The 12,586-nt window shown below is 34.2% G+C and carries 9 protein-coding genes; 7 read left to right on the plus strand and 2 right to left on the minus strand.

Going from position 1 to position 12,586, the window contains the following annotated elements; genetic code table 11:
* Nucleotides 1–626 precede the first annotated feature (626 nt).
* From MP478_RS20825 to MP478_RS20845, 5 genes are all read left to right on the plus strand, one after another.
* Entirely contained in the window at nt 627–1,793 is a 1,167-nt protein-coding gene (locus MP478_RS20825) for a T9SS type A sorting domain-containing protein (protein ID WP_257201535.1), read from the plus strand.
* A 141-nt stretch (nt 1,794–1,934) separates the two neighbouring features.
* Nucleotides 1,935–4,586, plus strand: coding sequence for a 4-alpha-glucanotransferase (locus MP478_RS20830; protein ID WP_257201536.1), 2,652 nt, complete (start codon nt 1,935–1,937; stop codon nt 4,584–4,586).
* 139 nt (nt 4,587–4,725) lie between these two features.
* Nucleotides 4,726–5,697 carry a hypothetical protein gene (locus tag MP478_RS20835; protein ID WP_257201537.1) on the plus strand — a complete coding sequence of 324 codons (972 nt, stop codon included), beginning with the start codon at nt 4,726–4,728 and terminating at the stop codon, nt 5,695–5,697.
* 180 nt (nt 5,698–5,877) lie between these two features.
* A complete protein-coding gene (locus MP478_RS20840) occupies nt 5,878–6,324 on the plus strand; it encodes a hypothetical protein (RefSeq protein ID WP_257201538.1) in 447 nt (148 codons plus the stop codon).
* A 127-nt stretch (nt 6,325–6,451) separates the two neighbouring features.
* Nucleotides 6,452–6,961: a ferritin gene (locus MP478_RS20845; protein WP_209804726.1), complete on the plus strand. Its 510-nt coding sequence runs from the start codon at nt 6,452–6,454 to the stop codon at nt 6,959–6,961.
* Nucleotides 6,962–7,232: 271 nt separating this feature from the next.
* Here the strand turns inward: MP478_RS20845 and MP478_RS20850 are convergent, their stop codons facing one another.
* Both MP478_RS20850 and MP478_RS20855 read right to left on the minus strand, forming a co-directional pair.
* Nucleotides 7,233–7,457: a hypothetical protein gene (locus MP478_RS20850; protein WP_257191947.1), complete on the minus strand. Its 225-nt coding sequence runs from the start codon at nt 7,455–7,457 to the stop codon at nt 7,233–7,235.
* Nucleotides 7,458–7,596: 139 nt separating this feature from the next.
* Nucleotides 7,597–10,737, minus strand: a complete 3,141-nt coding sequence (locus tag MP478_RS20855; RefSeq protein ID WP_257191948.1) for an exodeoxyribonuclease V subunit beta — start codon at nt 10,735–10,737, stop codon at nt 7,597–7,599.
* Between the two features lie 183 nt (nt 10,738–10,920).
* Between MP478_RS20855 and MP478_RS20860 the strand changes: the two genes are divergently transcribed.
* Nucleotides 10,921–11,667, plus strand: coding sequence for a hypothetical protein (locus tag MP478_RS20860; RefSeq protein ID WP_257201539.1), 747 nt, complete (start codon nt 10,921–10,923; stop codon nt 11,665–11,667).
* Nucleotides 11,668–11,672: 5 nt separating this feature from the next.
* Nucleotides 11,673–12,482, plus strand: coding sequence for a hypothetical protein (locus MP478_RS20865; RefSeq protein ID WP_257201540.1), 810 nt, complete (start codon nt 11,673–11,675; stop codon nt 12,480–12,482).
* Nucleotides 12,483–12,586 lie beyond the last annotated feature (104 nt).

Here is a 12,586-nt window from a genome sequence, read left to right on the forward strand (position 1 = left end):
CGCCAGTTTTTATTTTATTTTTAAAAATCCTTTATCGTAAGATAGAGGATTTTTTTTGTTTATATACTATAACTGCTATACTCCTATACTCCAACTCTAAACTATACCCAATCTCAGTTGATAGTTGATAGTTAATAGTTCTCAACTCCTAACTCCTAACTCCTAACTCATTAGAACTTATATTGAAGTTCAATACTGAGATCCCTACGGGATGACAAGGGAGGTGGAGTATGATAAAGTAATGCCGGACACTGAATAGTTGATAGCGCTGTCAACCCTCAACTTATAACTCTCAACTCCTAACTCATAACTTATAACTCATTAGAACTTATATTGAAGTTCAATACTGAGATCCCTACCGGATGACAAGGGAGGTGGAGTATGATAAAGTAATGCCGGACACTGAATAGTTGATAGCGCTGTCAACCTTCAACTCATAACTCTCAACTCTTAACTCATCATTATTCTTTTTTGACTGATAACCTCCCTTATTTGCAAAATATCAGTGTTTGGATTAATTTATTGTAAATGTTATTCAAATATCACTGTCTTTTTGTTTTTTCAATTTTAAAATTATGTAACTTAGTCATAACCAAAATGACTACGAATTCTAAAATATGCATATTATGAAAAAACATTTACTCCCTCTATTTGCCTTGTTATTAGGTATGAATGTTCATGCCCAGCAAGATTTCTTTGCGATTACCGGAAAGGATACTCAAAGTATTAATTTTAATGACTTTAGGGTAATTGATCCGGCTAGTGGAATATCTGGTAAAAAAGTCTTTACAACCGAATCTTCTGCTAAAATATTTTCACAGACCAGAAAAAGTATGATAACGGAAGATCGAAATTCTTCCCATAGTTCTCAGGCTGCGACGATGGCTGCACTAGCTTATAATTCTTCTAATAATAACTTAGTGTACATACCCATGTTCTCTTCAAATGTTTATATTCTAAACCCTGAAACTAAGGAAATTACTTTAATAGAAAACAGTATAGCAAAGGCTTCGTCCTGTGATATTAATTCCCATATAACGAGGATGGCTACAGGCTATGACGGCAATATTTATGCTGTAAATAATGCAGGAACACAGTTTTTACAGATCACAAATAAAAATGGACAATATGAAGTAAATGACCTAGGAATTATAAAAGATGACACCTCTAATGGTAAAAATTCATTTACCGCTATAGAAACCGGTTTTGGAGGAGATATGATTGCTGATACAGATAATAATTTCTATATTTTTGCAGCGTCAGGAAATGTTTTTAAAGTATCAATAAAAGAATTGAAAGCAAAGTTTATTGGTAAAATTGCAGGTATTCCCGATAACTATTCCGTAAATGGCAGTGCTGTGAATGCAAACGGGAAAGTTGTTATTGCAAGTGCTAAAGGGGCTCCTTTATATGAAGTAGATCTGGGTACTTTACAGGCACAGCAGCTTCCAGGAGAACAAAATCTCCACATTTATGATTTGGCCAGCAAATATTTTGCTAATGATAAGGCATCTTCAGTGAATGTATTGGCTAATATTGATATTTACCCAACTAGAGTTAATGAGCATTATGTGAATGTTTATAGTAACAATAAGAATGTTAAAGGAAATATTCATTTTAATGTTTTTGATATGTCTGGTAAGAATGTGATGACACAAAGCCTGAATGTAAAAGAGGGCTCTTTACATGAAAAGGTATATTTCAAAAACCTAGTGAGTGGTGCCTATATTGTAAGTATTGTTGATACATCAGGAAAAATATTATTGAATAAAAAGATTTTGGTGACAGAATAAGTTTAATTTAAAGAAAGAACTCTTTCTGTCCATAAAAATAGGACCTTCTTAAATTAATTTGAGAAGGTTTTTTAATGATTATTTGATATTCGATAAGTTTTATCTTTCGATATTAAAATGTAATTTTATAAAAAAATATAGATGAAGCTATACTTTAATGTAGGGTATGTTGCAAAAGCCGGAGAAAATCTTCAATTGATTATTGGTGAGGAAGGAGCTGCGGTTCATATCCATACTATGTTTTATGCAGATAACGGATTATGGAAGTGTGAAGTAGATTATTTTTCTAAATCGATTTCCTACAAATACCAGCTTGTAGATGAAAAGAATAATGTTTTAAGAGAAGAATTTGTTTATCATCATCTTAATTTTCCGCATAATTATAAGGAGTTTATTATTTTCGATGAATGGAATAATAAAAATTTTCCTGAGCATTATTTAAATAATAAAATTCTATATAATAAGTTACATGGATTCGTTCCGGAGAAAGTATCTGTCTTAAAAAAGCATACACATTTATTCAGGTTGGAAGCTCCTGTTTATAATCCTGACTGGAAAATTGTATTGTTTGGAAGCACAAAATCATTGGGAAGCTGGAATGTGGATAATGTTGTTCATTTATACCAAACTGACTTCGGAGTATGGGAAGCCTCCGTTGAAATCCCGGAAAACGAATTTATTCAATTCAAATATTGCCTTTATAATATCAAAGAAAATAAGGTAATAGATGTTGAAACCGGTGATAACAGATTTACTGTAGCTAATTCTTTTACAGATGTTCTTCAGATAGTTTCCAACCATTATTTTAAATTCAAGGCATATCAGATGTATCATGATGCCGGAGTAGCAGTTCCTGTATTTTCTTTAAGAAGCGAAGAAGGGTTTGGGGTCGGTGAGTTTGCGGATATTAAGAAACTAGCAGACTGGACAAAGGAAACTAACCTTGGAATTATTCAGATCCTGCCTATCAACGATACTACAGCGAATTATTCCTGGACAGATTCTTATCCTTATGCTGCAGTATCAGTATATGCACTGCATCCACAATATATATCACTCGAAAAACTGGATTTTCCATTACCGGAAAAATTAGTTGAGAATTATATTTCTGAAAAACAGACTCTTAATGCTCTTGAGCTTATTGATTATGAAAAAATGATCGTGGCTAAATGGAGATATCTGAAAGCGGTTTTCAGTACAGAAAAAGAAAATATTTATAAAGACCGCAGTTTCAAAAAGTTTATAAAAGAAAATGAATCCTGGCTGGTTCCCTATGCTGCATTTTGTGTGTTGAGAGATAAATATAAGACTCCTAACTTTAATGAGTGGAAAACTCACAAAAAATATATCGCTGGAAAAATCTTGCAGTTTTTTACTCCAAAAAGTAAAGACTATGATAATTCTATGCTTCATGCATGGGTGCAGTATCAGCTTCATAAACAGTTGAAAGATGCCGTTGATTATGCTCATAACCTTGGTATTTCTCTAAAAGGAGACCTTCCTATAGGGATTTACAGATATTCCGTAGAAGCCTGGACGGAACCGGAATTATTCGGTATGGATTTTCAGGCTGGTGCACCACCGGATCAGTTTACAGAGCTTGGCCAAAATTGGGAGTTTCCAACTTATAATTGGGAAGCAATGAAAGAAGATGACTATAGGTGGTGGAAAAATAGGTTCAAAGCATTGGAGCAGTATTTTGATGCAATGAGAATTGATCATATTCTGGGCTTTTTCAGAATCTGGAGAATGCCGGTTTCTGCTGTACAGGGTATTTTAGGATATTTTTATCCGGCTGTGCCTATTGTTGCTGATGAATTTAAAGCCTGGCAGATTCCGTTTGATTTTGACAGATACTGTAAACCATTTATTAATAATCAGATCTTATGGGATCACTTTGGGGATCACAGTGGAAAAGTATTTGAATTTATTGATCGCAATCACGACGGAACCTATTCTTTTAAGGAAGAATTTAATACGCAGAGAAAGCTGGTAGATTTCTTTAAAAAACATCCGGGAGGTGCACTTGAAGAACAGCTGATTTCACTTTGTGCCAATGTTTTATTTTTAACGGAGGAAAGAAATGGTGAGCTGGTTTATCATCCGAGATTCAATGTATATCATACGGAATCATACAAATACTTGCCGGAATCTGAAAGGAAAGGTATTTATGATTTATACCATGACTATTTCTTTAGAAGACAAGACCATTTATGGTACGAGAAAGCAATGGAAAAACTTCCTGTAATCCTAAATGCCACCAAAATGCTGATTTGCGGAGAAGACCTTGGGATGGTTCCGGCATGTGTACCGGTGGTAATGGATGAACTTGGTATTATTGCCCTGAAAGTACAGCGTATGCCTTCAGAAAATATTCCATTCTATAATCCTAAGAATGCCGGTTATATGAATGTGGTTACGGCCTCTTCCCACGACAGTTCTACATTAAGGCAATGGTGGAAAGAAGATTCTGTTTTGACACAGAAGTATTTTAACCAACAATTGATTCAATACGGAAAAGCTTCGGAAGATCTGAACCCGGATCTTGCTGAGATCATTATGAAGCAGCATTTATACAATGATGCTATGCTGGCTATTTTCCCTATCCAGGAATTTTTTGCTACAGATGCAGAACTATCCAATAAAAATATGGACAACGAAAGAATCAATAATCCTGCTGTTTTTCCTCATTACTGGCAGTATAGAATGCATATAAAGCTGGAAGATCTAAAAGGAAAACAAGCTTTCAATGAAAAAATATCCAGATGGATAAAAGATAGTGGAAGAGGATAAATTTAACATCTGATTATCAGTTTGTTATGAAAATATTAAAAGAAGTTTAATCTTATGATTTAACTTCTTTTTTTTATTTGAATCAAAAAGGTAGAATTAAGATATTCTGCTATATACTAACCAAATAACGACTGTAGAGATGAAAAAAATATTTTTGGGATTAGCTTTGGGCTTTGGAGTCTTGACGGCAGCTCAGCAATATCCGAATAATGGTTGGGAAGATGATGGTTATTATCAGAATGGAGACGGCTATTATAGCAACGAAGATGATAGGAATTATTTTCCGGATGACTATTATTACAATTATCCTCAGGATTATTATCCTGGTGATTATTATCAAAGTTATTATAACGATTACAGAAATAGTATTATTAATATTGACTGGAACGGCTTTTTCGTACAGAACAGATTAAATCGCTGGCAGGTCGACCAGATTATGAGATTGAATAATCTGTATTCAAGTTTTACAACTTGGGATAATTTTTACAGATATAATCCGGACAGGTGGTATTATGACAGGTTTTATGCATTGGAAAGAATTTTAGGTCCGAGAGTCTTTGTAGTTTTCCAAAATAACTACTATCGTGGCTCAAGCCCAGTTATTTATTTTCAGAATTACAGAAGAACGTACTATGCGCCAAGATATACTGTAATGCCAAGATACAGGAATGTAAATATCAATATTTACAGAATGGACAGATCAAGATTCCGCAGAATGGATAATCCTACTTTTGATATCATCAGAAGAGACAGCAGACCCGACAACGGATTCAGAGGTCCTGTAAGAGATGGCAGCAATTCCGGAGGTTTCAGGGATAATGATAATTCCGGAGGTTTCAGGAGTAACAACGGAGGAGGATTCAGAGGTAACAGCGGCGAAGTTCGAAAAGAAAATAATGGTGGTTTTAGAGGTAGTTCCGACAATTCCGGAGGTTTTAGAAGTAATAATGGAGGAGGATTTAGGGGAAATAGCGGCGAAGCCAGAAAAGAAAATAATGGCGGCTTCAGAGGAAATAGCGGAGGCTTTAGACAAAAGTCTGAAAGTTCTGCACCCCGTCAGCAAAACCGCAGTAATAGCGGAGGCTTTAGAGGCAGCTTAGTAAAGAATTAATAATTTTCATATATTATATTTAAGTGGTGTGAAGGGCAGGTTTTTATAATCTGTCCTTTTTTTGTTGTTTTATTGATTTATTATTATTAAAAATTAACATTATTTATGAATGTGTTAATTTAACTTGTGTTTTAATTGTTAATCCAAAAGATGTATAACAATTAATTAAAATTTTTAAAGATGAAAAAATTAGTTTTAGCAATAGCATTTATCGGAATGGGAAGTTTCGCAATGGCACAACAAACCAATCCTCAGGACAAAGAAGCAAGAAAAGCTGAAATGCAGCAGAAAAGACAACAAAAAGAACAGGAGCATCTATCACAAATGCAGAAAGACCTTAACCTTAATCAGTCGCAGGTAGCTCAAATAAAAGATCTTCATGAAAAAAGAAAGGCTGAAATGAAGGCCGACTTTGAAAAGAATAAGGATAACAGACAAGCCAAGATGGATGAGAGAAAGGCTAAAAGAGCACAGATGGATGCCGATATGAAACAGATTCTTACTCCTCAGCAATATGATAAATGGCAGGCTGACAGAAAAGCTAAGATGGAGCAGAAAAGAGTAGCTATGAAAGATAGGAAAATGATGAAGAAGCCGATGAATACAGCTACTCCTGAAGTGAAATAATAGTTTGTAATTGTAGTTTTTTAATGTGTAAAGGATGGAAATTTTTCCATCCTTTTTGTATTAATTTTCTGTAAAACTTTTGATTTCGGGCATTTATTCCCTATTTTTGGCTATAAATTTAATACTTATGGTTAGCGAAAAAATTGCAAAATTAATTAACGAACAAATTGCCCACGAACAATATGCTGCTCAATACTATCTTTCAATGTCTGCCTGGTTTTCAGGAAAAGATTTAGATGGAATTGCCAACTATTTCAGAGTGCAAAGCAAAGAAGAATTAATGCACGCGGATAAAATGTTTGATTATTTAAATGATGTAGGGGGAGAAATCATTATCGGGGAAATTGCAAAACCTCCACATGAGTTTGATAATGCAACAGATATTTTCGAGAAAGCATTGGCACATGAGAAAATTGTAACTAAAAGTATTTTCAATATTGTAAAGAATGCTAACGAAGAAGGTGATTTTGCAACAACGTCTTTCCTGCAATGGTTTATCAACGAACAGGTAGAAGAGGAAGCAAGTGCTTCGCAATACGTAACAAAGATTAAGATGGTTTGTGATAACCCATCTGCATTATATCTTTTCGACCAGGAATTAGCACAGAGAGTGTTTACTCCTAATCCGGCTGTTTAAGAATCAAATCTTTTCAAAAAATATAAAACTGCTTTTCAAAAGAATAGCGGTTTTTTTATACAATAAATTGTTCTGGATGGTTTGGCTTATAATTGTATTCAGTATTATATAGCCTGCAGATTGTTGCTGGTATATATGTGAAAAGAAATAACAGACAAAAGTTAAAAGAATAAATTAGGTCAAAATGATCACCCGAACACTAAATATAGACTTCCGGTTCTTTATGATAGCGTTTTGTAATTTAATTATTTAAAATATAACCTGTTGAACTTTATCTTTTCTGTCTTTCCCTTTGTATTTTTACCACTGCAATAAATGCTATGGCTGTTAATATCAAACTGCCAATGAAGGATTTTGCGATATTTTCCGTGGGCATATAGGGATGTCCGTCATCTGTTACCGGTGGATCTATATAATCTGCAATATTGTAAATGGTTACAGCAGAGAGTATCATCATAACAATACTTATAAGGGCTGAAATTAAATATATTTTCATGGTTAGTTATTGTCTTTTATCAATTCAAATACACAACGGACTAATTTTTTAATGAATAAAAATAATCAAACCTTTTGTATTTGTGACTTTTTTTGAGACAATTCTATTCTATTATCGCGAATAAAAGCATTATAGAGGTTTATAAATAGATGATTTGGGTTTTGAGAACCTTTTTACCTAGTCTTTCGAGAATGTTTTTATAACCTTCCACCTGAGCTTCATCTTTGCTTTTTTGTTCTCCGGTTTTGAAATCTACAATGATATACCCTTCATTGCTTTTTAAAATACGGTCCGGCCTTAAAATAAAACTTTCTCCATGTTCTGAAATCATGATGTCTTTTTCATTAATTACTTCCCATTTCTCATCAAAGAACTCGGCGTAGGTCCTCACAATTTCCTGTAAAGTATCCTGGATTTCATTTTTCTCCTCTAATGTAATCTGGCCTTCCAATGTATACCCTTCCAGTACTTTTGAAATATCTTTTTCCGTATTTATTTTTGAGAGAAGTTCGTGAACGAAAAGTCCTATTCTTACTTTTTCATTTCTTACCTGATAATTTTTTGATGGAGTGGCAATCTTTATGGAAGTAGTCTTTTCATTGACATTTTTCAGATCCTGAATATTTTGGGTTTTGAAAGGCGAGCTTTTTTCTTTAGAATACTTTTTTAGCATTTCAGGCTTTACTTCATACAGATCAAATTCATCAGCTTCATTCGTATTCTTTGTTTTAATAAACTCTAAAAGTTCAAGATTGTTGGATGTTTTATTAGGCTTTTGAAGGTAGAAAAATAACTGTTCAACAGGTCTTGTAGTAGCAACATACTGAAGGCATAATCTGTCAATCAGGTTTTTATAGGAGTTTTTTTTGTTGAATAACTGAATCTCACTGTCATATGCTTCCAGGTTTTTACTGAACTGGTTGATATTGACTGCTTTTAACGATTCATTATCATGAGTATCAAACCAATTAGTAAACTCATTATCCCTGTTTTTGTTCATCATGGGAATAAAAACAATAGGGAATTCCAGTCCTTTAGACTTATGGATGGTCATAATCTGAATGGCATCAATATTCTCTGAAGCCTGAATAGTGTAAGAAGAGGCTTCCTCATCCCAGTATTTCAAAAACTCTTTTGTACTTACACCAGCAGTTTGGGTAAAATTAAAAAGCATTTCCATGAAGTTGAGCAGGAAATCGGTTTCTTTATTCTCAACGGAAAATTCATTGATATAATATTCTACAAAGTTGTAGAGATTAAACCTTGGAAAGTTATCCTGCTTAAGCTGTAATGAATATTTTTGCTTAATAATCTCGAGGATCTCTTCATGGTTTTCAATATCCAGAATTTCTTTCATTTCCAGTGTGAAATCAGCCATATGAATTTTACCCAACGTATTCAGGTAATACATCATCATGATCAGACAGTGTTTATTCTTAGGATTTATTTCCCATCTCAGAAATTCAATAACAGCTTTTAGGGTATTGGAAAGTTCCAATGTAAGCCCTTTATCGGAGATTGTTTTTATATTGGTCTCTTCACCCCGGTAATTTACTTTTAAGTTTCCCAGCTTCTGAGAATAGCTGAAAATATCAAAATTTCCACGGCAGAGAATGGTGATATCAGAAAATTTAAATCCATTATCCAGACATTCCTGAATATCTTTTCGCATTTTTTCAGAAGTATCATCATAAAACTCTTCGTTTGTGAGGTTTTCAATGAGGTTTACCTTTACCCTTCCATCCATTTGGGATTTTGGAGTTTGTTCGGCATCTGTTCCAAAGATATTTTGATGTTCCTCCTCCAGTTCTCCGGAATGGAAACGGTAGAGCTCATTGTTAAATTGTACAATATTTCTGGCACTCCTCCAGTTATCTTTTAAAACCAGAAGATCAGCCTCTTTAGGAGAGAATTCTTTCTTATTGATAATATCGAGCATCAGCTTACTTTCTCCTCCACGGAATCTGTAAATACTCTGTTTAGGGTCTCCAACTAATGTAAAAGAAGTGTTTTCAGAAGATACACTATGGTCTCTTAACGGAACAAAGTTCTGCCACTGCAGCTCTGAAGTATCCTGAAATTCATCAAAAAAGTAATGCTGAAATTGTGAACCTACTTTTTCATAAATAAATGCAGAAGGTTCATCTTTAAGGTTTTCATTGATCAGAATATTGAATTTTGAGAGCAGCACCAGATCATTTTCTTCCTCAATCTTTTTGAGCTCATCCTGAATATCTTTATTAACTTTTAAAGGAAGAAGTGCCGAAAGTACTTTTTCTTTCTTTTGCGTTTCAATATACAGAAGAATAAGCTGCATCCTGTTATCAAGAAGCTGATCCAGGATCTCTACAATATCAGCTTCCTTATGTTTTGATTTTGAAGAAGCTCCCTTTCTGTAATTGTTGACTACAGATTCTTCCTGAGTAGTGGGAAAAGGAAATCCAGCTCTTTTCTGCTGATAAAAGTCGATAACTTTAAGAAAAAAGCCTCCAATTCCATTTTTCCCCTGGGCAAAATCTTCAACTTCAATATTTCTGGACTTAAAGAGCTCAACAGATGTTGCCGCAAGCTCTGCAGCCTGTTTTTTATGAAGGACAATTTCTTTACGCAGTGTGTTTTTTATAGTGTCATAATTCGCATCATCAAAACTTTTGTTGTTTTTCAGATGTTCATAATGAATATCTTTCACAAATTCTTTCGCGGAGTCATACAGATTTTTGTTAAGATTAATCCTTTCATTGTTTTCAAGACTGTAATCTACATAATCCATGAAAGAATTGGAAATCGTTTCATTTTCACCAATCTGATCGAGCATTTTATCTACTGCCTCGATCAGGTAGGGCTCAGCTTCAATTTCAAGATTGAAATTTTTAGCCAGTCCCAATTCATAAGAAAAGCTTCTTACCAATCTTGAATTAAAACGGTCAATAGTCCCGATATTCAGTGTAGAATAATTATGAAGAATATAATCCAAAAGCTTTTTTGAACGCAGATGGAGCTCATCAATTGTAATTTTTAAGCCCTGCTCTGCAAAAGCTTTTTGAATATTTGTAAGATCTGCATTTTCGGTATAGCTACTTGCAGAAAAGTTTCCCAGCCATGTCAAAATTCTTTCCTTCATCTCATTCGCAGCCTTATTGGTAAATGTCAGAGCGAGGATATTCCTGATCGATTGATGTTGATTAGGATAGCGGAGACAGATCATCAGCAGTCTCTGAACCAGAGCATATGTTTTCCCTGATCCTGCTGAGGCATTGATGACTGTATAAGAATTTTGCATTATAAAAAGTAGAATTGAAACTGCAAGTTAGCTAAAATTTAAAAGAAATTTTAACAATTCACTTCAGCTATTTAACAGTTTCAAGAGCAAAAACCGAAAAGAAATACTAAAAGGCGTTAACTGTGGTTAAACTTGTGGAATAATTTAAAAATAATTTTAGCTTTGCTTTATATAAAACAGCCTGTGAAACTCAAACTATTCTTTTTTTTATTTCTTATTTCTTCCATTACCATCAGTGCCCAAAGTTACATCTTCGGCAAAATAACTTCTGAGGGAAGTTCCGAGATACAGGACGTGAATGTGATCAATATCAGAACGGACGAAATGGTGCTCTCCAATAGTGACGGGCATTTTATGATTTCCGGAAAGACAGGAGACGAATTACGCTTTATAAAGCCAGGTTATGAGCGCCTAACCAGGATTATATCTCAGGAAAATATACAATCTCCATTGAATATCAGTCTGGTGAGAGTTACCATACAGATTCCTGAAGTGGAAGTGAAACAAGGTCTTACCGGAAATTTAAAAATAGATTCCAAAATATATAACAAACCTAAAAAGGTTGAAAAACTCTCTAAAGAAATAGACCGGTATATTGCCCAAAAATCTGACCCCAGAATATTGGCGGCAAGGGCAGGAGAGTTTGTACAGCCAAAAGGCGAAGGTTTTTCAATAGGAAAAGTAAAAGATCAATGGGATGATATCGATTTAATGAAATATCTCAAAACGAGCCTGGGAGAAAATTATTTTGCAAGCTTAAAAATAGATAAACCTCAAATTGATCATTTTATTTCTTATGTTCTTGCAGGTGGTTTTGAAAGAAAGAAAATTTTAAAATATGGCTTCTGCAGTGATGCTGATCTGAACAGGTTTCAGCGTTTTGTACTCACCAGAATATCATCATACCGGGCACCGCAGACTCAAAAATAACCTATATGAAGACTTTCGTTAAACTGTGCTGGATATTTTTATTTGTGGCCGGAAAATTATTCTCACAAGAGAATATAAAGGGACAGATTACAGATGGCAGTACCGGAAATGTAAACCCTGTTTTAATAATCAATATTTCTGCTCAAAAAAGCTCCCTTAGCAGTATGTCAGGAGAGTTTGCCATTGAGGCAGCAGAAAATGATGAAGTCAGATTTGTAAAAGAAGGATATTACCGCCTTGAAAAGAAGATTACAAAAGAAGATTTAGCTTCACCGTTACATATACTTCTGAGAAGAATGGAAATACAGATTCCTGAAATAGAAATAGCTTATAAGCCCACAGGAAATCTGGTAAAAGACTCTAAGTATTTAAGTGAATCCGGAAAATTAAAGGCCTTAAAATCTGATATAACAATGTATATGAAAAGCCCTCTCAATGAGCCTATGCCGGATAATACGGTATCCAAAACATTTACCGGGCATGATTTTAATGCCGGTCAGGTAAATGTGATGGGCGTTTTTAAAGCTATTTCAGGGATTATTAAGAAGGCTTCAAAACCGAAAATTACTAAAGCAGATTATAATGAAACTCAAAATTTTCTTATCAGAGTAAAAAATGAAATCAGCCTTGACTTTCTGAAAAAATACGGTATGGATGAAGAACAGATTGACAGATTCCTCCTCTATGCCAATAAAACCAGGATGCTGGCAAAAAACTACAGGAAGGACTTTAAAAACGATGTGGTAGAATATGAATTAAAAGTGGCCTTTGGAGAATACCGAAAGCTGCATAAACTGAACGGCTGGGAAAAATAAACCTGATAAAACTAAAATAAAGATTGGCTAATACTGTTGAGACTATAAATGTTTTTTGGAGGAAAAGAGTTTTTCTTTTGTTTCTTTTCCTGTGTAATGCTCTG

It is taken from the genome of Chryseobacterium sp. WG14, assembly GCF_024586945.1.
Classification (GTDB): Bacteria; Bacteroidota; Bacteroidia; order Flavobacteriales; family Weeksellaceae; genus Chryseobacterium.

Bases quoted from the DNA above. Each gene is read 5' to 3' on its own strand.
- MP478_RS20825 (WP_257201535.1), top strand. From the start codon at position 627: ATGAAAAAACATTTACTCCCTCTATTTGCCTTGTTATTAGGTATGAAT.
- MP478_RS20840 (WP_257201538.1), top strand. From the start codon at position 5,878: ATGAAAAAATTAGTTTTAGCAATAGCATTTATCGGAATGGGAAGTTTC.
- MP478_RS20850 (WP_257191947.1), bottom strand. From the start codon at position 7,457: ATGAAAATATATTTAATTTCAGCCCTTATAAGTATTGTTATGATGATA.
- MP478_RS20865 (WP_257201540.1), top strand. From the start codon at position 11,673: ATGAAGACTTTCGTTAAACTGTGCTGGATATTTTTATTTGTGGCCGGA.
- MP478_RS20835 (WP_257201537.1), top strand. From the start codon at position 4,726: ATGAAAAAAATATTTTTGGGATTAGCTTTGGGCTTTGGAGTCTTGACG.
- MP478_RS20830 (WP_257201536.1), top strand. From the start codon at position 1,935: ATGAAGCTATACTTTAATGTAGGGTATGTTGCAAAAGCCGGAGAAAAT.
- MP478_RS20855 (WP_257191948.1), bottom strand. From the start codon at position 10,737: ATGCAAAATTCTTATACAGTCATCAATGCCTCAGCAGGATCAGGGAAA.
- MP478_RS20845 (WP_209804726.1), top strand. From the start codon at position 6,452: ATGGTTAGCGAAAAAATTGCAAAATTAATTAACGAACAAATTGCCCAC.